The organism is Microbulbifer maximicatervae (SeqCode) (genome assembly GCF_052467225.1).
Genome location: NZ_CP174303.1, coordinates 3,372,104 through 3,396,299, shown reverse-complemented (window position 1 = coordinate 3,396,299; position 24,196 = coordinate 3,372,104). Strand labels below are relative to the sequence as shown.

Below are 24,196 nucleotides of genomic sequence, written 5' to 3'. Positions count from 1 at the left end.
GCCATGTCGGAAGACGAGCAAAAACGAAATGCCAAGCACAAGCAGGTAATGCAAAAACACAAGGAGAAGGTTGATGCCAACATTGCAGCAGCCGATATCCAGCGTGGAGTTGCTGTCCTTCTCACTGGAAATGGCAAAGGGAAGTCGAGCTCAGCTTTCGGCATGGTGATACGCGCACTGGGTTACGGGCAGAAAGTGGGCGTTGTGCAATTTATTAAAGGCGCACAGCAATCTGGGGAAGAGCTTTTCCTTAAAAACCATTGCCCGGAAGTTACTCTCTATCAAATGGGTACTGGCTTTACCTGGAATACTCAGGATCGCACCAGTGATATTGCTGCTGCAGAGAGAACCTGGGCAGAGGCAGAAAAAATGCTCACCGATACCACCTATGACTTAGTGGTGTTGGACGAACTCACTTATATGCTCGCTTACAAATACTTAGATGAGTCCAAAGTATTGGAGACTCTGGCCCAGCGGCCACAGGAACAGAGTTTGGTGGTGACTGGTCGAGGTGGTGGTAGTGCGCTACAGGAGCTAGTGGATACGGTATCTGAAGTGAAAGATGTTAAGCATGCTTTTAAAGCGGGCATCAAAGCCCGCAAAGGCGTAGATTACTAGGTTGTTTTCACTATGTCCGTGTTGATGGTTCAGGGCACGACTTCCGATGCTGGCAAGAGTACTTTGGTGGCCGGGCTCGCTCGTTACTTTTCCCAGCGCGGAGTCAGTGCCGCACCTTTTAAGCCGCAAAATATGGCACTCAATAGTGCCGTTTCGGTGGATGGTGGTGAGATAGGGCGGGCACAAGCGCTGCAAGCCCAGGCCTGTGGGATCGACCCCCACAGCGATATGAACCCGGTGTTACTTAAGCCCGCTTCAGATACCGGGGCTCAGGTTATTATCCAGGGTAAAGTGTTGGGGAATATGCAGGCGCTGGATTACCACCACTATAAAGCTACCGCGCAAAATGCAGTGCTGGACTCCTTCGCACGGCTCGAAGATCAATATGAGCTGGTGTTAGTTGAAGGGGCTGGCAGCCCGGCAGAAATTAACCTGCGGGAAAACGATATTGCCAATATGGGCTTTGCCGAGGCCGTTGATTGCCCGGTTGTACTGATTGCTGATATCGATCGCGGAGGTGTGTTCGCCCACTTGGTAGGCACCCTCGAATTGCTGTCTTCCTCAGAGCGAGAGCGTGTCGTCGGTTTTGTGATCAACCGCTTTCGTGGCGAGCTGCAATTACTTCAGCCCGGGCTCGACTGGTTAGAGGAATATACCGGCAAGCCAGTTCTCGGAGTCTTACCTTATCTCCATGACCTCTACCTTGACGCGGAGGATGCCATTAGCACCCAACAGAGCGGCGCTGATGCTCGATTGAAAGTGGTAGTGCCGGTATTGCCGCGCATTAGTAACCATACCGATTTCGATGTATTGAGGTTGCATCCGGATATCGATCTGCAATTTGTCAGTGTCCGCGAACCAGTCCCTCAGTGCGACTGGATTATTCTTCCTGGCAGTAAAAATGTACGGGCAGACTTGGCCTACTTAAAAGAAAACGATTGGCCTGCACAGTTGGATCGGCATCTGCGTTACGGCGGCAAACTCGTGGGTATTTGCGGTGGTTTGCAAATGCTGGGGAGCGAGGTACAGGACCCGGATGGGGTAGAGGATACCCCGGGTAACGAACCGGGCTTGGGTTATCTGGATTTTACAACTCGCTTGCAGCCAGTCAAAGCACTGAAAAATATTACCGGCTTTTTAGCTTTGGAAAATGAAGTAAAAGAAGCTACTCCTGTTCATGGCTATGAAATCCACTGTGGTATAACAGAAGGTGTAGCTCTGCAAACTCCAGCGGTATATATCTGTGATAAAGACGGAGACTCCAGGCCTGATGGCGCAATAAGTGCTGATGGACAGGTATTCGCAACCTACGTGCATGGGCTGTTCGATTCACCCGAAGCGCTGAGCGCACTTTTTGCCTGGGGTGGGTTGAAAGACTCTACGCCGCTGGATGTGGGTGAACAGCGACAGCAACAATTGGACAGGCTGGCTGAGACTATTGCCGAGAATATCCAGGGAAACTGGCTCGAGCAATTTGAGGGAGCTAAGGAGACGGCAGTGCTGCAAGAGGATACCCAGTGACTGTTGCCCGTATCAAAGCATTAAATATTGCCTGGTGGTTACTGCCCACAGCACTTGTCCTTAGTTTTTCTGCTGCCGTTGCTATAGGTGCAGTGTATCTCTCACCCTCACAATTAATTGCCGCGATCAGTGGCCAGGGCGATGGTGGACTCGCTGGGGATATTGTTCAGGTAATACGATTGCCAAGGGCGTTGTTGGCGGCTGGAGTGGGTGCTGTGCTCGCCATCTGCGGGGCAATGTTACAAGGCTTATTTCGAAACCCTCTAGCTGACCCATCCCTGATTGGTGTTACCGCAGGGGCTTCTCTCGGTGCTTGTTTGGCCATTCTGCTAGGAGCGGAGGTTGCCGCTGCGTTTGGGAGTTTGCCCGTTGTATCCATAGCTGCTTTTTTCAGCGGCCTTTTAGCGGTGACACTGGTCTACAAAGTGGCGAAAAGTATTAATGGCACTTCCGTGGCCACCATGTTGCTAATGGGGATTGCGGTTACCGCTTTTTCCGCAAGCCTGATTGGGTTAATGGAGTACTTTGCTGATAATGACACCCTGCGCCGTATGAGCCTGTGGCTTATGGGAGGGCTGGATGCAGCGAGCTATCCTCGCGCTTTTCTGGTTTTGGCCGTGCTGGGCGCTTTGCTTGCCAGTATGTCCCGTTTCGGCACCTCACTAAATGTTCTTTTATTGGGGGAATCCCAGGCGCGCCATCTCGGTATTGATGTGGAGCGGGTAAAAACCCGTTTGATAGTGCTTGTTGCGGCTGGAGTGGGCACTTCGGTTGCTGTAGCCGGCAGTATTGCTTTTGTGGGGCTGGTAGTGCCCCATATAGTGCGTTTGTGGGTGGGACCTGATCACCGGCAGCTGCTGCCGCTTTCTGCCCTGGCTGGAGCCAGTTTATTGCTAGTTTCCGATACCCTGGCGCGAACCATTATTGCCCCGGTGGAGATCCCGGTAGGACTGATCACCGCACTAATTGGAGTGCCTTTCTTTGTTTCCTTGTTGCGTAAAAGCAGGGGGGCAATTTAATGGCCCTGCTACAGGTGGAGGGAGTTGCGGTTAGTGTCGATAGTCGGCCGCTGTTGCAAGATATCAACCTGGAGGTAGATGTCGGCGAGCTGATTTGTGTGATTGGCCCCAATGGCGCGGGTAAGTCGACCCTGTTGCGTGCCCTGTGCGGCGAAGTCAGGATGGATTCCGGGCAGGTCCACTTTAAAGGCAGTCCTTTTGCAAAGTTGTCCGCCCGCAATCGAGCCAGGCAAGTTGCCGTCCTGCCGCAAAATAACCCACTGACATTTGCCTTTACCGGGCTGGAATTGGTCGCCCTCAGTCGAACTCCGCATTCCACTGGCACTGACCGGGACCGAGAAATCTGCCTGGAAGCCATGGCAGCGCTGGATGTTAGTCATTTGTCTGAGCGCCTGTACCCAACATTATCCGGCGGCGAGCAGCAGCGCTTGCAATTGGCTCGGGTGATGGCCCAGGTCTGGCGGGCAGAGGATGGTGGAAAGCGGCTCCTCTTATTAGATGAGCCTGCTGCCAGCCTGGATATTGCACACCAATATGGAATGATGAGAGCGGTTAGAGACTTCGCGCGAAGTGGCGTAGCTGTGGTAATGACGGTCCATGATCTGGCCCATGCCAGCGGCTATAGCGACAGAATCCTCGCCTTAAAGCAGGGGCGCAGTATGGCCTACGGAAATCCAGAGGATGTATTGACTGGGGAGAATATGCAGCAGCTTTACGGCTACAGTGTCACGGTGATGCCACACCCGGTAACCGGTCAATCCCTGGTGATTGCCGATGTCTAGCGCCAGTGGTGTGCATCTGGTACTAGGAGGCGCACGCAGTGGAAAAAGCCGGCTCGCGCAACAGCGCGCGGAGCAGTGGCTAAGCAGCAGTAGCGATGGTGGACTTAGCTACCTGGCAACGGCTACTGCGGGCGATCAAGAAATGTCTACCCGTATTGCTCGACATCGGGAAGACCGCGATCATCGCTGGCAGACTCTGGAAGAACCTACTGCACTGGCCGAGGCTCTGGTTACCGCTCCTGAGTCCCATTGTGTACTGGTGGACTGCCTCACTTTGTGGTTGAGCAACTGTCTTCATCAGGGCGTCTGGGAGTGTGAGCAAGAGGCGCTTCTGCAATGTATCGATCAGAAGCGTACTCTCGCTAACGGTAATACCCCACCTTGGATTTTTGTCAGTAATGAAGTCGGTTCGGGTATTGTGCCCCTTGGGCAGTTATCGCGGGAATTTGTGGATGCGGCAGGTTGGCTTCATCAGGCACTAGCCGAGCGAGCTGATAGCGTCACCTTGGCAATTGCAGGTTTGCCGCTCACTGTAAAGTAAAATTACCTGAAACTGATAATGATGACAGATGAACTCAGTTGGCTCGATAAGCCTGCACCAACCCCGGACCAGAGTGCTCGCAATGCCGCGATTGCCCGCCAGGAGCAATTGATTAAGCCGCAAGGCGCGCTCGGTCGGCTCGAGAGCATTGCCGTGGATTTCGCCGGATTCCAGGGGAGGGAGCAACCCCTACTGAATAATTTGTCGGTGCGCGTATTCGGTGCTGATCACGGTGTTGCAGCCCAGGGAACTTCCCGATTTCCTCAGGCCGTCACTTCTGTAATGCTGAAACTGTTTTGCGAGGGTGGGGCGGCTATTAATGTGTTGAGCCGCGAGCAGAATGCTGATTTTGCCGCAATTAATCTGGGTTGTGTGGTCCCCGCTGAACACCCCGACCTGATTGATGAAGTTATAGCTCCCTCTACTGCGGATTTCTCCCAAGGTAACCCAGCTATGACCCAAGCGCAGCTGGCTCTTGCTCTTGATGCCGGTCGCCGCCAGTCTACCGATGCAGATTGTTTTATTGGCGGAGACATGGGTATTGGCAATACCACTTCCGCCGCTGCCATGTTTGCCGCCCTTTTTGAGCTAGAGGTTGGCAGCATTACGGGGCGAGGAACAGGTATCGACGATGCAGTGCTCGCCCGCAAGGTGGAACTGATCGAATTTGCTTTGGAGCAGCACCGGGCAGCGCTGGGCTCGCCACTTGCTATTCTGCAAACTTTTGGTGGCTTTGAGATTGCAGCCTTAACGGGAGCGTTTGTCGCCAGTGCCCAGCGAGGTGTCCCTGTATTGGTTGATGGTTTTATGGCGACTGCCGCAGCAGCTATTGCCGGTGCTATTAATCCGTCAGTGAAACCCTGGTTGCTCTACGCCCATCTCTCTGATGAGTCTGGTCACAAACTGGCCCTCGAGTGCCTGGGGGTGAAGCCATTGCTGAGCTTCAATATGCGCCTTGGCGAAGGCACAGGTGCAGTGTTGGCCATCAGTATTATCAAGCAAGCGCTGAACCTGCATAACAAAATGTTCACTTTCAGTGAGGCAGGAGTGCCAGTTGCGGATTGATCTTTTACGACACGGTGCCTGCGAAGGTGGAAATATTTTTCGCGGGCAGATCGATGTGCCCCTAACCAGTGAGGGTAGGGAGCAGATGTTGCGAGGGCTTGCCGAGCTCGATGACTCCTGGGACCGGATTATTACTTCACCCTTACAGCGCTGCCAACGCTTTGCTGCCCAGCTTGCCCGAGAGAAAAAACTGCCGATAACTGAAGTTCCTGATATCCGGGAAATTGGTTTCGGGGATTGGGAGGGGCAGTCAATCGATAAAATCTGGACTGAGCAACGAGCACAGTGTGAAGCCTGGGGGCGTGACCCAGAAAAGCACGCACCGCCGGGAGGTGAGCCCTTTCCCGTATTTCGATCCAGAGTTCTTCAAGCTGTTGATAATCTAGCCCAGCAATATTCGGGAGAGTCCCCGCTGCTCATTACTCACGGTGGCGTTATCAAATTGTTGCTCGCATATGCGAATAACTGGCTTCCAGTGAAAATGATTTCACTGCAAGTTAATTACGGGTTTGCCGCATCGCTGAGATACGATTCGGACAATAAGTCCTTTACCGTTTCCTACCCAGAGCAGTCAGCTTATGTTTATTGCCCGTAAGTTGTACAACCTATCCCAAGCATTTCTGTATGCGCTGGTATTTCTTACCCGGCTGCCGGTGGCGGGCTTGCTGCGGGAGGTGGACAAGGAAACGGTGAAGCGGTCGATATATTTTTATCCCCTGGTTGGAGTGGTGATTGGTGTACTGTTATCCGGGGCCGCCTACCTTCTGACTCCTTTAGGTACTCAGTTACAAGCCGCAATACTATTAGGTTTCTGGGTGGTCCTGACAGGTGCACTACACCTCGACGGCCTTGCTGACTGTACTGATGCCTACTTTGCTGGACATAAGTGTGCCGATCCTGAAGAACAACGTCAGCATATTCTGAGAGTAATGCACGATCCCCACTGCGGCTCTATTGCGGTAGCAGCTGTTGTTGTTTTCCTACTGATAAAGTTTGCTGCAATAGCAATCCTGCTAGAGCTAATAAACCCGGTAACAAAAGATGCTTGGGTCTATCTGCCGTTAGTGCTCTCACCTATGTTAGCCAGGGCTGCGGCCCTGGCTTTAATAGGAGTTTCACAATACGCACGTGTTGAAGGCCATGTACCGCCCGCTGGCTCCGAGCGCCGATGGGACCTATTGCCGGTAGTTGCAATCGTAGTTGCTATTGGATGTTTAGCGGCGCCAACTCCCATTGCCATAGGCATCGTCTGTAGTTTGATTGCCCTGGTCTTATTCTGGCGTCGCCTGTGGGATAAGACTATTGGTGGTTATACCGGCGATTGTTTGGGCGGTTTGGTCGAGATAAGTGAATTGTCGATATTGATATTATGGGTGGCAGTGGTTGCCAATGTGAATTACGGGGCTGTTTAGAAGCTCCTTAGTTATAGTCGAGTTAAAGAGATGTCTCGAAGCAGTATTGTCCGTGTTGTTTTAGCCTTGAATCTGTTATTGGTTAGTAATACTTGGGCGGATGATTCCGTGCGGGTAAAAGATGCCCGTGGCCAATGGGTTGAACTGCCTGCACCCGCAGAGCGTATTGTTGCGCTAGCGCCAAATATCGTGGAGAACTTTTACAGTGCCGGGGCCGGGGATAAGCTAATTGCTGCAGTAAGCTACAGTGACTACCCCGAGCAGGCTAAGCAATTACCGGAGATAGGTAACTATAAGGCGGTAAATTATGAAAGTTTACTATTGCTAAATCCCGACTTGATTGTTGCCTGGGGATCGGGAAATGGCGATCAGATGATTAATAAACTGGAGGATCTCGGTTTTACAGTTTTCGTATCTGAATCTCACACTCTTGAAGATATCGCTGTGAATGTAAAGCGCTTCGGTACACTTGCAGGCACAAGTGACTATGCAGATAAATCTGCCGGAGAGTGGCTTGAGCGACTGAATCAAATACAGCTTAGCCATAAGGATCTGGATTCGGTCAGTGTTTTTTATCAAGTTTGGAATGAGCCACTGCAAACACTTAATGGCGACCACCTGATTAGCGATGTTATTGAAACCTGTGGCGGCCGTAATATATTTGCCGGTGCATTGGTATTAGCACCGAAGATTAGTATTGAGTCTGTACTCGATAGAGACCCGAGAGTAATTATCGCCAGCGGCATGGGAGAAGAGCGGCCAGATTGGTTGGATGCCTGGGAAGCATACCCAAGAATTAATGCAGTTAAAGAGGGAAACCTGTTTCATGTACCACCGGATATCATCCAGCGACATACTTTTCGGGTGCTGGATGGTATGGAGATGGTTTGTGATGATTTGAATCGGGTGAGAAGAAGCGGTTAGTTTTTCTGCTTATCAGCAGGAAGACTCAGTCGCAGCGTATTATTTTGTAGATCAACTATCGAAATTGAATTTGCTGGCTAGATATTTTTATGGGAATATTTTTTGTTATTCTCTTTGTCGGAGGGCTGCTTGCAGTCCCATATTTGGCGATTAAACTAACCATGCTTGAACAAGATGAAAGTAGTCAGTGGTCAACCTTCTGGAGGCTGGCTTCCGCAGACTATTATACAATGCAAAGTGTTGCAGCTATCCCAGTCACTGGCTTGTCATGTTATATATCGTTTTATCGAGGGGTGTCGACAGGAAGCTTTGAATTTATAGTAATTGCTTTTGGTTTGGCGGTTCTCATATTGTTTTTAATTGAAGATCTTCTAAGGCAAGATTATCTTCAATTTCATATCAAAAATTTAAAGCTGTTATCGATAAGTGTCATTTCTTTAACGTTGATTGCTCTAGAGTTGTCAATGGCAGCCACTACATTTATTGGAGCCATCGCTATACTTTGGGTGTCAGTTAGATGTGTAAAGCAACAAGTACTCATCAATAGAGATAAAACAGAATCTGGAATTTTAGACGGTGACAGGTAGTCGGCAATGTAATTGATATAGTCTGATAAATCTCAATTTTCTTAGTGTTCAAATTTTGGTGGGTCCGGGGGTGTTTAATGTCGTAAAGTCCAACGATTCCTCTTGTGTATAACAGGCTCTGTTCTGACTCAGATAGGTAGATTAATTGCGCTCCTTTAGGAAAAGATCTCGGAGGCTAGCTAGGGGTCTTTTTTCTTTAGGTTATAATTCGTGATCTGATGTGGCCACCCTTCTCTAATCTGGTAAATACTATATCTATCAAGAATATATTCATCTACAGGATATCATATATGTCTAGTACTGATGCTTCAGTTGTTTAAACCGACCCTTCTCAATTCAAAAGGCCAAAATCTAAAAAAATATGTCCAAAACCTAAAGGCTGGGGTTCGAACTGCGTGTAGGCTTAAGTTTTAGAGCAAACTGGAAATCCTTTGGATGCTTTAAGTGATACGATCCACGGACTTTGGTATTTTGGTAGCCTTTCCTTTGCGTATGAATTTGGGGTAGGGCATTTTTCAAGCCAAGCTTCCTAAGAATTTGGCTTTATTAATTGGATTCAAAAGACTAATTCAGTTTGTGTTCACAGATACAGACCTATAAATAAGTCAGGGCGATGGGCAAGATCTCTACCTTGGCGTGTTTGATAATAGTAATTGGACTAGTGCTTATTTTTAGAGGCACAAAATATAGATTTAGTAGTTTTACATTCATCGTAATAAATTTCTATAAATAGCATTTATTTAGCTAATCGAAATTTATATGTAGGCTGCCCCGAAACAGGAAGTTAATACATGGACCTTATATTTAACAATGCTGCATTGCGTCAAAACCTTATAGGCTGCCCGGCTTCTCATGCAGACGCATTTAAAACCACCGCAGCATCTCACCGTTGCGTTATCATCGTTCGCGCAACAGGGCCAACATGTACCCAATTACTTGAGCAGGGATATGACACAAAGGGCTTTAGGATTCATGGGAAGTCATGTGATTGGGGGCCGATGGCAGGCTTTGTATTACGAGACCCCCGGTTAAATAAACACGGGATGAGAAAAGCGGCCTATAACCGTGATCAACATCGAGAAGCCTTTACTGATCTACAGTCTGGTGCAGGTTGGACTGCATCAACAACACCTCTTCGATTACATCAGGAACGGGTTGATTGGCTTATTCAATCAGGAAAGATCAATGTTACAAGAAAAACTCAAGATCGTTACGAAGGTGTAGCCAGCCACCTCAGTGGCATTACTTTTCATTACTCTCTTATCAGGGTTAACACATGCTTGGGAGACATGTGGGGTGTCTATGTCGATAAGGAAAAAAGTAGGCAGTCAGGCTTTATTCAGGAGCGTGGCAACATTGTTGTTCAGTATGACACTAAGTACAAGGATATGTATGAGCCGCTACTGGCAATGACCAACCCCGTGGAGCATCGTCATTTTCGTAATGAGCACCCCCTTAATGCAATTACTGGAGATTATGATCTGTTTGCTATCTGGCCATTTAAGCGGGGCGCAAAGAAGTTTGATCGATATGGAGATGATCGCCGTATTCTCGGCACTGCTCAAGCTTGGTCGCAGCGTCAGCATATCGAAACCCAATTAGAGAGAAATTTCACTACCCAAAGGCAAGGCACCAAGCTGGGTAATATAACTAATCGGATTTATGAAGTAAGCCAGACACTCAATTCCACTATCGGTGGTATCCGCAGCCCGAGAGCTGGAGCTGGGCAGTGGGGGCCATTCCCGAGAAGAAATGTGCTATGGCACAGTGATGAAGCCGCACGCCCATATGTGAATGACATAGATTTACCCCTTATTGCATTTACTCCTGCTCGCAGTGAAGTGGTCATTCAAACTTTGCAGGCTTTCAGAGAGCTTATAGCAATGTGCAGAATAAATGGTGTCAATGTCACTCTGGCAGAGGGCTGGGCAATGAACCCTACCAATAATAAGCCAGACCGATTGGGGCAAGGCTACGGAAGGTTTGTACCCCGCGACTGGCACTTTGGTCAGTGGATTGTCCCACCTTGGTACAATGCTTAACTATCGGGCTGTATGAAAGAAATATTAGTGGTCTCTTAGAAGGTGACCCTTATCTTCGCTTACTGTAGTTACGCTCCAGTATTTCCTGGCGAGCTTTCTCTTCAAAGGAAAGCTCTGCGGTGAGTCTTATCAATAGTCGCTGCAGCCCGATAGGGTCACCGCTGATTTCGCAGTAACCGTAGCTGCCATCTTTTATTTTCTCCAGAGCCCGCTGGATCTTTCTCAACAGCAGGTTCTTTCGACCGGTAAAGCGCAGATGTTGCTGGTTCTCTTGCTCTGCGGTCGCCCGGTCCAGGTCATCAGCTAAGGCAAGTTTCGTGGTAGCAATAGCCTGTTGCCCGTGTGCAAGCTCGGCTAGCAGGTCATTTCTCAATTCCATCAGAAGCTGTTTGAAGAAGAGTAATTGCTTTTCGTTCATATAGTCTGATGCAGGCATCCCCAGCAGTTCTTGTTCACCGATTTTTGGCATTCCATGAATCCCCTGTTGCATAGCTCGTGTTGACTTGAAATATTAAATTTATGATATAACATATCATTAAGTTGATTGAAGTGTATGTGGTTGTCTTGGGTTCTCGTAGATTAAAAGGATTGTTGTGAGAGATACTTTAGGAATTTTGGCTTCTGGGCTTTGCTTGCTGCACTGTCTTTTGACTCCTTTGTTACCGCTATTGGGAGGTTTGGGGATATTGGGTGCTTTACAAGAGGACCAGTTTCTCCACTTGCTGTTGCTTGTACCCGTGGTAATTCTGGCCTTGGCCAGCTTCCCAGCCTCTTGCCGACGCCATCAGCGCTACGCGGTAATGATTGTTGGTTTCTCCGGGGCATTGCTGTTGGTTGGTGCGCTATATCTCGAGGGGGTATGGGAGCTAGTTGCCAGTGTTCTTGGTGCAGGCTTATTGATTGTTGCCCACTGGGTAAACCTGCGCTTGATTTATCGGGATGCTTTAGTCGAGTAGGTGAGGGTCATGAAACTTGCAGGAGCATTGTTTGTTGCGTTGTTTTGGGCCGGCCCAGTCGCTGGGGAAATGGGAAATCATGTTCACGGTAAGGCGATGATGTACCTGGTGGCCGAAGCAGACAAAATCATCATCGAGCTGGAGTCACCCACAGTTGATCTAGTGGGATTTGAGCATGCGCCACGTAGCGATGCCCAAAAGCAGCGGTTAGAGCAGGTTGCTCACGAACTATCCAAGCCAGATCATTTTCTTGAGTTTGTCGGTGCCCAGTGCAAACCCTTAAATGTGGAAGTTAAGGCGCCATATAGCGCAGAAGTTACCAGTGACAACTCGGTGCACAGTGGTTTCCGTGCTAGTTACCAATTCAAGTGTGATAATCTGGCACAGTTCAACAGTGTCATTGTTACCCTGTTTGAGAGGTTTCCCGGTATTCATGGGATTGCAGTGCAATGGATCAGCTCCGGTCGTCAGGGGGCTGAACTGCTCACTGGTAAAGACAACAAATTGCAAATGAAATAGGCTATGAAAGCATCCCAAATCAAACAGACCCTGAGTGTGGCGGAACAAACCTGTCGCAGTTCAGGTGCCCGCCTGACTGAAAAGCGTAAGAACGTTCTTACCGTGTTGTTGCGGTCAAAAACTCCGCTCTCTGCCTATGAAATAGCGGAGCATTACAATGGTGACTTTGGCGACTCAATTCCCGCCATGTCAGTCTATCGAATGCTGGACTTTCTGGCGGCAGAGAACCTGGTTCACAAACTCAATTCAGAAAACAAGTACCTGGCCTGTGCTCATATTGCCTGTGACCACAGCCACCAGACTCCACAGTTTTTAATCTGCAATCGCTGTAGCAAAGTGCGGGAAATTGGCATTAGGCCCGAAGTCATTGATGCATTGCGGGATACGGTTGAAAGTGCTGGATATCATCTCCAGACATCCCAATTGGAGCTGGATTGTGTTTGTGATGAGTGCAGCCGGGATGCAGCTTAGTGGCAGCTAGTCAGTTAATACGCGGGGTACCTGCCAACGTTATCACTGGTTTTTTGGGCGTCGGCAAGACAACGGCTATCCGGCATCTCCTGGAAAGTAAGCCCGCTGATGAGCGCTGGGCTGTTCTGGTCAATGAGTTTGGAGAAGTGGGCGTTGATGGCGCACTTTTTGAACCAGAACAGGAAGGCAATATTTATATTCGAGAGGTACCTGGCGGCTGTATGTGCTGTGCTGCTGGTTTGCCGATGCAGGTCGCTTTAAACCAGTTATTGGCTAAGGCCAGGCCCCATCGATTAATAATTGAGCCGACGGGCCTGGGGCACCCTAGAGAGGTGCTGGCGGCTTTGTCTGATGCAGTGCGCGGCGGTGTGTTGGACCTTCGCGGTACGCTAACTTTGGTCGATGCTCGCTGTATTGAAGATAATCGCTACTTACGTAGTGAGACTTTTCGGCAGCAATTAGAAGTTGCTGATCTGGTAGTGGCTAATAAGTCTGATCTCTACGGCCCCGAAGACTTGCAAAACCTTCAGCGATTTCTCTCGTTCTTAGGTGAGGGCGCTGAAAAACCGCTGCAAGTGGTGGAGCAAGGGCGTATCGAATTGGATTGGCTCCAGCTGCCCTGCAGTTTTCAGGTCTCGTCAGGGAGTGACCACCACCACTCAGTAACCCAGGCGGTGGATGAGGTTGAGCTATTACCGGAGTGTGGCTATCTCCGCTCAGAGAATAGCGGAGAGGGATACTACAGCTGTGGCTGGCGTTTTAGCCCTGAATTTATATTTGATTATGATGCGCTCTTTTCACTATTCAGTGGCACTGACGCTGAGAGAATCAAGGGGGTATTTATTACCGAGCAAGGTGTATTTGGATTTAATAAGGCTGACAAAGTGCTTACAGTTTTAGAGCTGGATGACATATTGGAAAGCCGGGTAGAGGCGATTAACCAAGCGCGTTTGGATTGGGATGCAATGGAGAGCTCCTGGATCGCTGCCCTGGCGGATAACCAGGGTACCGAAACAAAAGTGTTTTACGAATCCAAATAGCTATATGGCCAGGTATTCAAATCTGGCCTGGCTTATTAGAAATTTTTGCATAAATTCGGTCATTTTTTCGCGGCCGTATTCCGTAAAGTTTTAATCTGACGTAAATCTCTGAAGTAAACCAATGAATATAAAATTACTCGGCCGCTTAACTGTGGCATGGCTTGCTATGTCCGGAACCTCGGGCAGCTTTGCCGCAGATCCCCTAAATGTAACCGGTGATAAGTTCCGCCAGCTGGAGGAACTGCTGCCGACACCGAATAGTTACCGAACAGCGTCGGGCGCTCCGGGCCATGCCTATTGGCAGCAGCAAGCGGACTACGATATCAAAGTTTCACTAGACGATGATAAACAACTGATAACTGCTTCAGAGACCATCACTTACACTAATAACTCACCAGATACCCTGCGTTATTTGTGGGTGCAACTGGATCAAAACCGTTTCAAGCCGAATTCCTCTGGTAATTTGGCCACGCCAGTTGATATGGAGGCGATTGCTCCAGATACCATTCCATTCAAAAGCTTTCGTCGTGCCGTCGTATCCGACGAATTTCCAGGCGGATACCAGATTACCAAGGTGGCCGACACTCGGGGTAGGGAGCTTCGCCATACTATTGTCGATACCGGCATGCGAATTGACTTGCCCCAGCCTCTGGCCTCAGGTTCCAGCGTGAGTTTCCAGATTGACTGGGCTTACAAGGTTATTGAGCAGAAAGCACTGGGTGGGCGTTCCGGTTATGAATATTTTGAGCGCGACGATAACTACTTATACGAGATAGCCCAATGGTTCCCTCGTATGGCTGCATATAACGATGTTAGCGGGTGGCAAAACAAGCAGTTCCTGGGACGCGGCGAATTTGCGCTGGAGTTTGGGGATTATCGCGTTGCTATTGAAGTGCCAGCAGATCATATCGTTGCTGCAACCGGTGTTCTTCAAAATCCCAAGGATGTATTGACCTCCAAGCAGCGTGAGCGCTTGCGAAAGGCTCGAGTAGCCAGTAAGCCTGTGATGATTGTCACTAAGAATGAAGCGCTGGAGAACGAAAAAAGTCGTTCAAATAAGCGTAAAACCTGGGTATTTGAAGCTGAGAATGTACGTGACTTTTCTTGGGCTTCGTCACGTAAATTCCTGTGGGACGCACAGGGTTACAAGAAGGGTGGAACCGATACGATGGCTATGTCCTTCTACCCGGAAGAGGGCACTCCACTGTGGGACAAGTACTCAACAGAGTCCATTATTCATACAATAGATATCTATAACCGCTACAGTTTTGACTATCCCTATCCGGTCTCTATTTCCGTCAATGGCCCTGTGGGGGGAATGGAATACCCCATGATCACCTTCAATGGTCCGCGCCCTGAAATTGATGAGGAGGACCGCAGCAAGCGTACTTACTCTCGCCGCACCAAGTATGGGCTTATCTCTGTGATCATTCATGAGGTGGGGCACAATTATTACCCTATGATCATCAACTCTGATGAGCGTCAGTGGACCTGGATGGATGAGGGCCTGAATACCTTCGTACAGTTCTTGGCTGAACAGGAATGGGAAGAGAAGTATCCATCCCGCCGTGGCGATGCACGAAAAATTGTCGAGTATATGAAGAGTGAAAACCAGGTTCCGATTATGACGAACTCGGAATCTGTGCTTCAGCTTGGTAACAATGCCTACGGTAAGCCTGCAGCTGCACTGAATATCCTGCGTGAATCCATTATGGGGCGTGAGTTGTTCGATTTTGCTTTCCGGGAATATGCCCAGCGTTGGAAGTTCAAACGCCCTATGCCTGCGGACTTTTTCCGCACTATGGAAGATGCATCAGGTATGGACCTGGATTGGTTCTGGCGCGGATGGTTCTACACCACTGATAATGTCGATATCAGCCTTGATGCCGTACATCATTACACCGTTGGTACACAAAATCCTGAAGTGGAAGGGCCTTGGAAGCGCGCCCAGCATAAACGGGAACCCGAGACTATCACTGTTATTGAAAATCGCGCGAAAAAGTTGACTCGAATCGTCGATGCTAAGCCGGAGTTGGAAGACTTCTATAATACTCACGATGAGTTTGACGTTTCTAATGCGGATCGCAATAGCTACCAAAGTAAACTAGAAAATCTAGAGGACTGGGAAAAAGACATGCTCAAGGTTGAGAGTAATGTCTACGTGCTGGACTTTAGCAATATTGGTGGCTTGGTGATGCCACTGTTCCTGCGGCTGGAATATGAAGATGGGAGTGTTGAGGATTTGCGTATCCCCGCTGAAATCTGGACTCGCAATGCCAAGAAGACCTCCAAAATGCTGGTGAGGGATAAGAGCAAGGTGCTTAAGTCTGTAGTGCTCGATCCCCATTGGGAAACAGCGGATGTCAATGTGGAGAACAACTTCTATCCACGTCGAATTATCAAGTCACGCCTGGAACTATTTAAGGATGAAAAGCAGCGTAACTTGATGAAAGATTGGGATGAGGAGCTTAAAGAGGAAGATTAGGTCTTGGAAAAAGTGCAGCACGCAGGCGGTCGGCCTGGAGGCTGCACTTTTGTCCTTTTTACTAAAAATATCCATCTGAAACATTCATTGTGTAGTGGTAGTATTTGATGAAAGTTTTACTTTCCTTTTTAGTGATAGTCACAACCTCGGTATTTTCATTCCAGGCAAATGCACATCGCTATCATTTTGGTTTGACCAACCTCTCCGTAAACGGGCGTACTCAAACGCTGGAGGTTTCCCATCGTTTTTTTGTTGCTGACATTGAAAAGGCCTTATCAATAAGTGCCAGTAAAGAGTTGAATGAAGCACAAAGACAGATGGAGAGCTATGTCAATTCAAGATTTCAGATTAGCCAGGAAAATGGTGAGGTGGTGAAGCTTAATTGGGTAGGTATGGAAGCCGACGTTCATGACATTTGGATATATCAGGAAGTGCCTATGGTAGATATTTCCAGTAAAAAATTGAACGTTAAACAATCAATGCTGATGGAGATAGAGCGGGACCAAGTGAACACATTGAATGTCAATAATGGCAGGGGAACTCAAAGCTACACCTTAAAGCCCGGTGAGAGTAAGGTAGGGTTCACTTTATGAGCTGGAAACTTGTCAGATAGTATCTAATTCTGTAGTTGATCGTTCAGGGTTGACCTGACAGAAGACCTTTTGAAAACCGGTAACTGTCAGATCAAATCTGAACTGATGCAGTCAAGAGCAGAATAGCTCAATAGGCTATACGTCACTCTTGAGAAAAGTTAAATTACTTGCCCCGTTACCGGCATATATATCATGGTTGTATGGGAATTGCCGTTATGATTACTATCTTTACCAAAAAAATGAGCCATATCTAGTAGCTCCCAACCGCCTGTATTTCCATCAGTAAAAACACAGTCACTTTTATTGCCTGCTCCATGACCATTTGAGGTATGAATCATTACATGTCTCATAACTCCTAAATTTGATAGAAAACCAACGAAGCAGCCCTCCGGCAAGGTCATCAAATCGTGCAGAGTATTAACTGATCGGGTTCTGGGGGTGGCTCCAAAAATTCTATTGTAGTTATTGTTACCAGTAACATTATAGTTTTTGTTGTCCATGGTTACACTAGGGCAGTTTACACCCTTGGCGCTCCAGGCACAGTAGAGCGCAGCGTCCCAGCATTGCAAACTGCTTAGTTTTGTATAAAGGGAAAGCTCTGGTCCTGTCAGAGTGCCGTTCATGAAAGCGGGTTTCGCATTCCCCATCGCTTCAGCTAACAGACGTGTTCTTCTACCCGGTGTTTGCCCCTCAGGGATTAAGGTCATTAGTGGCATTTTTGTTCCTTATTTTTATGCTTAGAAGTTGTTTTCTAAATGTTAATGCACTAAATGAATCGCATTGAAGCCATGATAAATGAATGGCGGACCTAACTGTTAGAAAAAAGTGCTATTTGTAATACTATGTTTTAGTCGGCTAATGGCAATCTCTAGATGCGACTCTTTATTTTATATTTTTTGATTAAATGGCCGCGCTTTGTGGGCAGCAAGTCGTAAAACCCTACTTGGTATCAGGGGTTTCATTTTCGTAATTTCCGTTTCAGATCTTTAGTTTGAGTAACTGTGATCTCTGGTATCAATTTCTGGATGTTATTAACGGCTTCTTGTTACTTGTAAAGGCAATTGAGTTGAGGTCGCTATGGTTGTTTTAGGTTGGAGTAATAGCTAGATGTAAATCTTTCTTAAATTATCCGCATCGATGGGTAGGGTGTTTGGGTTTCCTTATAAAACTATTAATCTGGAGTCACATAATGCCAGTCGAGGCTATTGTGTCCATTGGTTTTGGTGGTTTTTAGTTGTCTCCGGGGTCATATTTCTTCACGTACTTGTTTAAACCAGCTGAGTACTTTCTGGTGGTGTTCTTGCCCGTATAAGAGAATAAAATTACGGGTGTGGTAGTTCTTGTTGTCCTGCAGTGCATTGATGCGCTCATCAACAAATTCTGGTGTTAGTTCGATGCCGCACTCTACCGTAATGCAATATAGCCAAGCATTGAAATTCTCTGGCACTACTGGCTGGGTCATAATAACTCCTAATTATTTTCTTGGTGCCTACGGGCCCTAAGGGAAGTTCTTGTGAAAACGCAGGGATTTTTCTAAGTTCTTATTGAGGGCAATTTATAAAATGGAAAAACCACCGGCAATGATTACTGCTGGTGGTTTCATTGATTGACTAAAGCCTTTCCCTGACTAAAACATGCCTCGCAATCCAACATTAAAGTTCCGCCCCGGCAGTGGAGCAAGTTCCTTTAGGAAGGATGAATGCACGTAAGCTAACTCGTCAGTTAGATTGTTAGCCTTCAGATAAACGGTGAGGTCGTGTTGGCTTCCTTGAAAAGTGTATGCAAGCTCAGTATTCAAAAGTGTGTAAGCAGCGGTGCTGGTTTCCAGTTCTGATACTTTGTTTTGCTCAAACGCGTGCGTAATCTCAATTCCTGCATCCCATCCATTGGAGCTATAACTTAACATACCGCCCAATCGTGCAGGTGGAGTGCGAGGCAGGTTACCTCCGTCATCTAACTTTCCACGAACAGTGTCTCCCCACAGTGTTAATGTGAGTGGCTTGGATATTTGCCAGGCAAATTCAGCTTCTAGCCCGTAGAGTGTCGAATCAGCTTGATCGAAGACATAAACGGGTAATTCGCCATGATTGTGACTCTCTTCTTCCTCATCGTGACCATGCTCTTCAATATCTTCGCTGGTGTAGCCCGTATTTCGCTCGTAGTAGAAATTATCAACCTGGTTGTAGAATAGATTCAGCACCCAGCCGATATTTCCGGAATGCCGGCGAAAACTGAGGTCAATGTTGTTGGAAACCTCTTCCTCAACATTGTTCTCGTAGTAAAAATAGGGCTCTTCTGTGTCATCCAGTCTAAATAGTGCGCCGACTTCGAAGGTGCTGGTGCCAATATGGGGACCATAAGAAAAAAGTTCAGCGGCACTGGGTGCTCGTTGGGCGTGGGTAAAAGAGATGCCGGCATTGTAATTAGCGGCAATGTCCCAGACCAAGCCGGCAGAAAAGCTAAAGGGTGTGAAAGCTAACTTATCGAGATTTCCCCCCTCCCAGTCATCATCGGTGGCTTCGATAGTGACTCTTTCGATTCGGGCTCCTAACTGCCATAGGAACTCTCCCGTGTGCTTTTCCTGTATTAGCCCAATCGCTGAGCTTTCCGTTGTGCTCGGCGGAGTGAACGCCTCTTCGCCTATTGCTTCAAAATCGGTGGTTTTGCTTTCCAGGGTTATTGCACCACGCCAGCCGGCCATATCTTGCAGCAGCAGGTTGACCCGTGCTTGCAGTGTTTGATTACTGAATGTCGTACCGATAGCGTTGTTTTCGATCTCAGAATGTTCGTAGTCTGTGTAGCCAATTCTGGCATCCAGGCCGCTCAACCATGGGTTATCCAGTGACATTTCGCTAGCCAATTGCCAGCGGTCCTGTTTCAAGTCAGAGACTACTTCTAACTCTTCTTCATGCTCGTCATGATGCTCTGACTCATCTTCCTCGTGTTCCTCATGTTCTTCAGCGTGCGAATGGCTGTGCCCGGGAATACCGTTAATTCGCTCCAGGCGTCCATAGGCAAGGCCGATTGAACCATTATCTAAAAACCAGTTGCCACCGATGTTGAACCCTTTGCTTTTTGAGTCACTGTTCTCTAATACCCCACTGGATTCTTCGCCATAGTCGCTTGAGGTGGGAATTTCATAGTCGTCACCTTTGCGCCAGAAGCTGTCCACGTGATACGCCAGCTGATCATTGCCGCCGGTATGAGCCAGCGAGGCTTCGCGCTCATCTGCCACGGTATTGCTTCCCAGCGAATAAGCAGTCCTGTTTTCACTAGAGGTAGGGATCCGCTCATCTACCACATTGACTACGCCACCGATGGCTCCTGAACCATAAAATAAAGTGGCAGGCCCCCGCAGGATTTCTATCTGCTCTGCAGTAATGGTCTCAGTGGCGACGACATGGTCTGGGCCAACTCGGGAGGCATCGGCGCTATCGAGCCCATTTTGGGTAATCAGAACGCGGGGGCCGTTGAGTCCACGGATAATGGGGCTACTGGCTACTGGTCCAAAGTAGCTGGAATGAACCCCTACTTCATTCTTGAGGGTTTCTCCCAAAGTGGAGGCTTGTTTTCGACGCAGCTCTTCGCCGGCTACCACTGTTACTGGTTGTGCTGATTCAATGGTGGAAGCATGTAATGGTGTGGCTGTTACGTCAATTTGTTCGATAACAGTGTGTTGCAAGGTAACCTTCAGGGGCTCATCCTGACCAGCTTGTAAAATTACTGTCTTATGGCTGTGCCCCGGGGCATTGATATGGATCTCGCGGAGCTGTGAAGTATTCACCTCAAGTGAAAATCGGCCCTGCGCATCTGTTTGTGCCTGCTGTCTACTTCCCGCGACTTCAATACTAGCGCCATAGATGGGCTCTCCAGAAGAATCTAATACCTGGCCGGAAATCCCATGGGCCAGGTTAGATAGGGTCATCAGTGCGAAAAGGTTCGCAGTAAGTTTCATGAGTTATTCCTTATAAGATTTTTACGTCCAAGTGCACGCTAGTTACTCGTTGGCGGACCCGAAATCGAAAGTGAGCAGTAGTCGCAGTTGGCCGGGATCGACACTGGGTGAGCGATGGATTAGGCCGAATCCTTCATTGCCTTCCCAGAGTTCACCTTTGAGTAGGGCAACCGAGCCGCATGCCAGGTGATTGATGGAAGTTGAAGGAAATTCCTGGTTGGCCTTCAAGTCGAGTGTATGAGGGTCAATAGAGTCTGGTGTCAGCCACTCTGTCCCGGTGCCCAAATAGGTTGTAATCAATCGGCAAGGCACTCGGTCTACGTGAAATTTGGGGCACATTGCACCGCTTAAGGTTGTTAAGCGAATGCCGACTCCGCTTAACTCAAACAGGTAACTGAACATATCTGCCAGTAGCTGGATATCAGCACATAGGTGCGGGTAGGGCTTAAGCTCCGGTAATACTTCAGCGAGACGGTCAATCTTGGTGGTGGGAAGCAGAATCCGGCGGTTGGGATGCACAGCGCTATTTAGAAGAGATTGGCAATTATAGGCTATGTCTTTGGGCAGTTCTCTTTGCCAGATAGCCATATTGATATCAGTTTGGAAAATATCTGCCAAAATTTCTCCGGTATCTGCAGACACAGACCGGCGGGTATTTGGCTCCTTTACCTCAGATACTCCTTTTCCAAGTGGAACCAGCTCCGCATTATTTACCTGTGTAATCAGTGGCTCACGGCTTCTTTCGTTAGAGTAAATCAGGCTCAAGATATGCTCCTCTTAAGTAAATTCGGCTAGCGAAAATGTTTTCCGCATTGTTTATTTGCTTTGCTCTTAATGAGCGAGAGCAGGGTGTTAGTGAGGTTCCTGGCTGAAAGCGTTCAATCTTCAGTTGTGGAGATGATATAACGTATCATATTTGGGTTGGTGAGATTAGGCAACCTCCAGGTATTGAAGAGGAAGAGGGGTTTTGGAGTCAAAATGATCGAGCTGATGTCGGTCGTTGGGATGAGACGGTGGATGTTGTAACAGGAATAGGCTTTCTGAGGTGTGCGGGTATGTGCTTACGGGTAGTGAGTTACTTCGCGATATCTCACAGAGGGTCATACTGTTTATCGCAAATATCTTTCTTGTTGTCGGCGCAACTTACATTTTACTCAGATCTGGTGGATCTAAAATGATATAGTGTATCAATCGTATCTTTGTGGTTTATCCAAATTGGGTGGAAGAGCCAGGAAAATAATGGCGATGATTGGCCGGCTTCAAGTAAGGTCTCAGATTCGTGTTGGTCTACAGCCGAAGAGGGTATGTTACTCTGTCAGCTTGCTGTGTTTGTAGGTGAATTTTCGGTGTTTATGCCGCAAAAAACAGGGTTAGTGTTGGGAAACATCCAAAGCTCACCTGTTATTATTTAAATATTGCTGAGTAAATATGAAAATAAATAATTCTATTGTTTACGGGGTTGCAACTGCTGCACTACTCGCTGGAGCCAGTTACTCCAGCCTTGCTGCAGAGAAAGAAAGTGTTTCGACCGAGGGGATGTGGCAGCCTCACCAGTTGCCTGAATTGTCCAAGGAGCTTCGCAGTCATGGCCTCGAGCTGGACCCAGCCAGCATGACCAAGCTTACTGAATTCCCTATGAATGCGGTGATTAGCCTGGGGGGGTGTTCCGCTTCCTTTGTCTCTCCCACGGGATTGGTGATTACCAACCACCACTGCGCCTACGGTTCAATTTCATACAATTCAACTGAATCCAAGGATTTACTGGCGGAAGGTTTCCTGGCCGGGGATTTAGCGGAAGAGTTGCCTGCTGCACCTGGCTCCCGTGTCTATGTCACCGTTGCAATGAACGAAGTGACGGATAAGGTTAATGAGCGCCTGACTGATGAGATGGATGGTGCTGCACGTTTTGCCGCAATCGAAGAAGCAGAGAAAGCGCTGGTTTCCGAGTGTGAGAAAGAGCCGGGGCATCGCTGTGAGGTTTATAGCTACTACGGCGGTTTGAATTACTACCTGGTCAAGCAACTGGAAATCCGCGATGTGCGTTTGGTCCATGCGCCGGCATCTTCGATCGGAAAGTTCGGTGGCGATATCGATAACTGGATGTGGCCTCGCCATACCGGCGATTACGCCTTCTACCGTGCCTATGTGGGTAAAGATGGTAAACCGGCCGATTACTCTAAAGATAATGTCCCTTACGAGCCCAAGCACTACCTGCCCGTAGCGGCAAAAGGCCCTAAGGAAGGCGATTTTGTGATGGTTGCCGGTTACCCTGGCCGCACTAATCGCTATCGCACCGCCCAGGAAGTGGAAAGTAACTTCAATTGGTATTACCCAAACATGCAGCGGGTATTGGGTGAGTGGTCAGAAACGATTGGTACGGCTACCGCCGACAATAAAGATGCAGAGTTAAAGTATGCCAGTCTCGTGGCAGGCTTGAATAATTACTCTAAAAACTTTACCGGCATGATGGAGGGATACCAGCGTAGCGATCTATTGCAGCGTAAAGAAAAGCTGGAAAAAGATTTGCAGGCCTGGGTGGATTCAGACAAAGCCCGCCAGAAAAAATACCAGTCTACTATTGATGACCTTGAGGCACTGGTTGTAGAAAAAGAATCAACCCGTGAACAGGATCTCGCCATCGATTATATGGATCGTTCAGCTATGCTGGGTGCCGCGAGCAAACTGTATCGTTTGGCTAAAGAGAACGAAAAACCTGATGCTAAGCGCAAGCCGGGTTATCAGGAAAGGGATCTGACCCGATTCACAGAGGGCATGCGTCGTATTGAACGCAGCTATCATCCATCAGTCGACAAACAGATCTGGCTCTACTTCCTGGACCGTTACCAGGCACTCCCGAAGGAGCAGCGTATAGCCAGCTTTGATCGTTTCTTGAACATCGGCAAAGGCAATACAGACTTAGAGGCAACACTCGACAAAATGTATAAGGAAACAGAGCTTTCCGATGTCGAGGTACGTGAAGCATGGATAGGTAAAAAGCCTGAAGACTTTATAGAGAGCAAAGACCCGTTTATCCAGCTGGCAGTGGCCATGTACGAAGACATGCTTACGCGTGAAGAGCATGAGGAGTCCATGAAAGGTCGCTTTGCTCAGTTGCGCCCACAGTATATGGAAATGCTGATTGATTATTACCACTCACTGGGTAAGCCGGTTTATCCTGATGCAAATAGCTCCCTCCGCGTGACCTATGGTTTGGTCAAAGGCTATGAGCCACCACCAGGTACGATTAAGAAGGCCGCTGACGGCAATGACGGTAAGCAAGGTTTTGTACCCTTTACAACTTTGCGTGGCATTAAGGCCAAGTACACAGGTGAGGCTCCCTTTGATGCCCCTAAGGCTTTGATGGAAGCTATCGATAAGAAGAGCTATGGCCGTTACTATGAAAAGCAGCTGGATTCGGTGCCGGTTAATTTCTTAAGTACCGTAGATATTACGGGCGGTAACTCAGGATCTCCGACAATGAATGGTCGCGGCGAGCTGGTGGGAGTCGTATTTGACGGAACCTACGATAGTATCAATGCTGATTGGGACTTCACCGATAGCACCCGGGCGATTCATGTCGACATCGCTTACATTCTCTGGGTAATGGAGAATATCGACGGTGCCGGATACCTGGTTCGGGAGATGGGCCAATAGCCGGCAATCGAT

Annotated in this window: 23 protein-coding genes; 18 read left to right on the top strand and 5 right to left on the bottom strand. The window is 48.3% G+C overall.

Annotated features, from left to right (window positions below):
- Positions 1-3 precede the first annotated feature (3 nt).
- The 11 genes from cobO to ACJJIZ_RS14835 all read left to right on the top strand — a co-directional run bounded on the left by cobO (position 4) and on the right by ACJJIZ_RS14835 (position 10,511).
- Positions 4-618: a cob(I)yrinic acid a,c-diamide adenosyltransferase gene (cobO, locus tag ACJJIZ_RS14885; RefSeq protein ID WP_444913954.1), complete on the top strand. Its 615-nt coding sequence runs from the start codon at positions 4-6 to the stop codon at positions 616-618.
- Positions 619-630: 12 nt separating this feature from the next.
- Positions 631-2,139, top strand: coding sequence for a cobyric acid synthase (locus ACJJIZ_RS14880; RefSeq protein WP_444913953.1), 1,509 nt, complete (start codon positions 631-633; stop codon positions 2,137-2,139).
- Positions 2,136-3,158, top strand: coding sequence for a FecCD family ABC transporter permease (locus tag ACJJIZ_RS14875; RefSeq protein ID WP_444913952.1), 1,023 nt, complete (start codon positions 2,136-2,138; stop codon positions 3,156-3,158). Before ACJJIZ_RS14880 ends, ACJJIZ_RS14875 begins: the two co-directional genes overlap by 4 nt.
- Positions 3,158-3,940: a heme ABC transporter ATP-binding protein gene (locus tag ACJJIZ_RS14870; protein ID WP_444913951.1), complete on the top strand. Its 783-nt coding sequence runs from the start codon at positions 3,158-3,160 to the stop codon at positions 3,938-3,940. The genes ACJJIZ_RS14875 and ACJJIZ_RS14870 overlap by 1 nt, the downstream gene beginning before the upstream one ends.
- Positions 3,933-4,481, top strand: coding sequence for a bifunctional adenosylcobinamide kinase/adenosylcobinamide-phosphate guanylyltransferase (gene cobU / locus ACJJIZ_RS14865; protein ID WP_444913950.1), 549 nt, complete (start codon positions 3,933-3,935; stop codon positions 4,479-4,481). The genes ACJJIZ_RS14870 and cobU overlap by 8 nt, the downstream gene beginning before the upstream one ends.
- An 18-nt stretch (positions 4,482-4,499) precedes the next feature.
- Positions 4,500-5,546 (top strand): nicotinate-nucleotide--dimethylbenzimidazole phosphoribosyltransferase, encoded by a 1,047-nt coding sequence (gene cobT / locus ACJJIZ_RS14860; RefSeq protein WP_444913949.1) that lies wholly within the window; start codon positions 4,500-4,502, stop codon positions 5,544-5,546.
- Positions 5,536-6,141 (top strand): histidine phosphatase family protein, encoded by a 606-nt coding sequence (locus tag ACJJIZ_RS14855; RefSeq protein WP_444913948.1) that lies wholly within the window; start codon positions 5,536-5,538, stop codon positions 6,139-6,141. The genes cobT and ACJJIZ_RS14855 overlap by 11 nt, the downstream gene beginning before the upstream one ends.
- Entirely contained in the window at positions 6,125-6,958 is an 834-nt protein-coding gene (cobS, locus tag ACJJIZ_RS14850; protein WP_444913947.1) for an adenosylcobinamide-GDP ribazoletransferase, read from the top strand. The genes ACJJIZ_RS14855 and cobS overlap by 17 nt, the downstream gene beginning before the upstream one ends.
- A gap of 30 nt (positions 6,959-6,988) precedes the next feature.
- Positions 6,989-7,882 carry a cobalamin-binding protein gene (locus ACJJIZ_RS14845; protein WP_444913946.1) on the top strand — a complete coding sequence of 298 codons (894 nt, stop codon included), beginning with the start codon at positions 6,989-6,991 and terminating at the stop codon, positions 7,880-7,882.
- 89 nt (positions 7,883-7,971) lie between these two features.
- Positions 7,972-8,469 carry a hypothetical protein gene (locus ACJJIZ_RS14840; RefSeq protein WP_444913945.1) on the top strand — a complete coding sequence of 166 codons (498 nt, stop codon included), beginning with the start codon at positions 7,972-7,974 and terminating at the stop codon, positions 8,467-8,469.
- A gap of 791 nt (positions 8,470-9,260) precedes the next feature.
- On the top strand, positions 9,261-10,511 hold the full coding sequence (locus tag ACJJIZ_RS14835) for an anthrax toxin-like adenylyl cyclase domain-containing protein (protein WP_444913944.1): 1,251 nt from the start codon (positions 9,261-9,263) through the stop codon (positions 10,509-10,511).
- Between the two features lie 49 nt (positions 10,512-10,560).
- Here the strand turns inward: ACJJIZ_RS14835 and ACJJIZ_RS14830 are convergent, their stop codons facing one another.
- Entirely contained in the window at positions 10,561-10,980 is a 420-nt protein-coding gene (locus tag ACJJIZ_RS14830) for a TraR/DksA family transcriptional regulator (protein WP_444913943.1), read from the bottom strand.
- Positions 10,981-11,104: 124 nt separating this feature from the next.
- On the opposite strand from ACJJIZ_RS14830, the gene ACJJIZ_RS14825 reads away from it, so the two are divergent.
- The 6 genes from ACJJIZ_RS14825 (at position 11,105) to ACJJIZ_RS14800 (ending at position 16,575) form a co-directional block, all read left to right on the top strand.
- The gene (locus ACJJIZ_RS14825; protein WP_444908144.1) at positions 11,105-11,467 is read left to right on the top strand and encodes a MerC family mercury resistance protein; all 363 of its coding nucleotides are present in this window, start codon (positions 11,105-11,107) and stop codon (positions 11,465-11,467) included.
- A 9-nt stretch (positions 11,468-11,476) separates the two neighbouring features.
- Positions 11,477-11,986, top strand: a complete 510-nt coding sequence (locus ACJJIZ_RS14820) for a ZrgA family zinc uptake protein (RefSeq protein ID WP_444913942.1) — start codon at positions 11,477-11,479, stop codon at positions 11,984-11,986.
- Positions 11,987-11,989: 3 nt separating this feature from the next.
- Positions 11,990-12,457, top strand: coding sequence for a Fur family transcriptional regulator (locus tag ACJJIZ_RS14815; protein ID WP_282933007.1), 468 nt, complete (start codon positions 11,990-11,992; stop codon positions 12,455-12,457).
- Positions 12,457-13,497 (top strand): CobW family GTP-binding protein, encoded by a 1,041-nt coding sequence (locus ACJJIZ_RS14810; RefSeq protein ID WP_444908146.1) that lies wholly within the window; start codon positions 12,457-12,459, stop codon positions 13,495-13,497. Before ACJJIZ_RS14815 ends, ACJJIZ_RS14810 begins: the two co-directional genes overlap by 1 nt.
- A 121-nt stretch (positions 13,498-13,618) precedes the next feature.
- Positions 13,619-15,982 carry a M1 family metallopeptidase gene (locus ACJJIZ_RS14805; RefSeq protein ID WP_444913941.1) on the top strand — a complete coding sequence of 788 codons (2,364 nt, stop codon included), beginning with the start codon at positions 13,619-13,621 and terminating at the stop codon, positions 15,980-15,982.
- A gap of 107 nt (positions 15,983-16,089) precedes the next feature.
- A complete protein-coding gene (locus tag ACJJIZ_RS14800) occupies positions 16,090-16,575 on the top strand; it encodes a DUF6702 family protein (protein ID WP_413662158.1) in 486 nt (161 codons plus the stop codon).
- A gap of 158 nt (positions 16,576-16,733) precedes the next feature.
- Here ACJJIZ_RS14800 and ACJJIZ_RS14795 read toward each other — a convergent pair whose 3' ends face one another.
- The 4 genes from ACJJIZ_RS14795 to ACJJIZ_RS14780 form a co-directional block, all read right to left on the bottom strand.
- Positions 16,734-17,291: a hypothetical protein gene (locus ACJJIZ_RS14795; protein ID WP_157953999.1), complete on the bottom strand. Its 558-nt coding sequence runs from the start codon at positions 17,289-17,291 to the stop codon at positions 16,734-16,736.
- A 530-nt stretch (positions 17,292-17,821) separates the two neighbouring features.
- Positions 17,822-18,037 (bottom strand): hypothetical protein, encoded by a 216-nt coding sequence (locus ACJJIZ_RS14790; RefSeq protein ID WP_444908148.1) that lies wholly within the window; start codon positions 18,035-18,037, stop codon positions 17,822-17,824.
- Positions 18,038-18,202: 165 nt separating this feature from the next.
- Positions 18,203-20,530, bottom strand: a complete 2,328-nt coding sequence (locus tag ACJJIZ_RS14785; protein WP_444908149.1) for a TonB-dependent receptor — start codon at positions 20,528-20,530, stop codon at positions 18,203-18,205.
- 42 nt (positions 20,531-20,572) lie between these two features.
- On the bottom strand, positions 20,573-21,295 hold the full coding sequence (locus tag ACJJIZ_RS14780; protein WP_444908150.1) for a DUF1826 domain-containing protein: 723 nt from the start codon (positions 21,293-21,295) through the stop codon (positions 20,573-20,575).
- Between the two features lie 663 nt (positions 21,296-21,958).
- Between ACJJIZ_RS14780 and ACJJIZ_RS14775 the strand changes: the two genes are divergently transcribed.
- The gene (locus ACJJIZ_RS14775; RefSeq protein WP_444908151.1) at positions 21,959-24,184 is read left to right on the top strand and encodes a S46 family peptidase; all 2,226 of its coding nucleotides are present in this window, start codon (positions 21,959-21,961) and stop codon (positions 24,182-24,184) included.
- The last annotated feature ends 12 nt before the right edge of the window (positions 24,185-24,196 follow it).

Coding starts and splice junctions, on each gene's coding strand:
- cobO (WP_444913954.1), top strand. CDS start 4: ATGTCGGAAGACGAGCAAAAACGAAATGCCAAGCACAAGCAGGTAATG.
- ACJJIZ_RS14880 (WP_444913953.1), top strand. CDS start 631: ATGTCCGTGTTGATGGTTCAGGGCACGACTTCCGATGCTGGCAAGAGT.
- ACJJIZ_RS14870 (WP_444913951.1), top strand. CDS start 3,158: ATGGCCCTGCTACAGGTGGAGGGAGTTGCGGTTAGTGTCGATAGTCGG.
- cobU (WP_444913950.1), top strand. CDS start 3,933: ATGTCTAGCGCCAGTGGTGTGCATCTGGTACTAGGAGGCGCACGCAGT.
- cobT (WP_444913949.1), top strand. CDS start 4,500: ATGATGACAGATGAACTCAGTTGGCTCGATAAGCCTGCACCAACCCCG.
- cobS (WP_444913947.1), top strand. CDS start 6,125: ATGTTTATTGCCCGTAAGTTGTACAACCTATCCCAAGCATTTCTGTAT.
- ACJJIZ_RS14845 (WP_444913946.1), top strand. CDS start 6,989: ATGTCTCGAAGCAGTATTGTCCGTGTTGTTTTAGCCTTGAATCTGTTA.
- ACJJIZ_RS14840 (WP_444913945.1), top strand. CDS start 7,972: ATGGGAATATTTTTTGTTATTCTCTTTGTCGGAGGGCTGCTTGCAGTC.
- ACJJIZ_RS14835 (WP_444913944.1), top strand. CDS start 9,261: ATGGACCTTATATTTAACAATGCTGCATTGCGTCAAAACCTTATAGGC.
- ACJJIZ_RS14830 (WP_444913943.1), bottom strand. CDS start 10,980: ATGCCAAAAATCGGTGAACAAGAACTGCTGGGGATGCCTGCATCAGAC.
- ACJJIZ_RS14820 (WP_444913942.1), top strand. CDS start 11,477: ATGAAACTTGCAGGAGCATTGTTTGTTGCGTTGTTTTGGGCCGGCCCA.
- ACJJIZ_RS14815 (WP_282933007.1), top strand. CDS start 11,990: ATGAAAGCATCCCAAATCAAACAGACCCTGAGTGTGGCGGAACAAACC.
- ACJJIZ_RS14805 (WP_444913941.1), top strand. CDS start 13,619: ATGAATATAAAATTACTCGGCCGCTTAACTGTGGCATGGCTTGCTATG.
- ACJJIZ_RS14800 (WP_413662158.1), top strand. CDS start 16,090: ATGAAAGTTTTACTTTCCTTTTTAGTGATAGTCACAACCTCGGTATTT.
- ACJJIZ_RS14795 (WP_157953999.1), bottom strand. CDS start 17,291: ATGCCACTAATGACCTTAATCCCTGAGGGGCAAACACCGGGTAGAAGA.
- ACJJIZ_RS14790 (WP_444908148.1), bottom strand. CDS start 18,037: ATGACCCAGCCAGTAGTGCCAGAGAATTTCAATGCTTGGCTATATTGC.
- ACJJIZ_RS14785 (WP_444908149.1), bottom strand. CDS start 20,530: ATGAAACTTACTGCGAACCTTTTCGCACTGATGACCCTATCTAACCTG.
- ACJJIZ_RS14775 (WP_444908151.1), top strand. CDS start 21,959: ATGAAAATAAATAATTCTATTGTTTACGGGGTTGCAACTGCTGCACTA.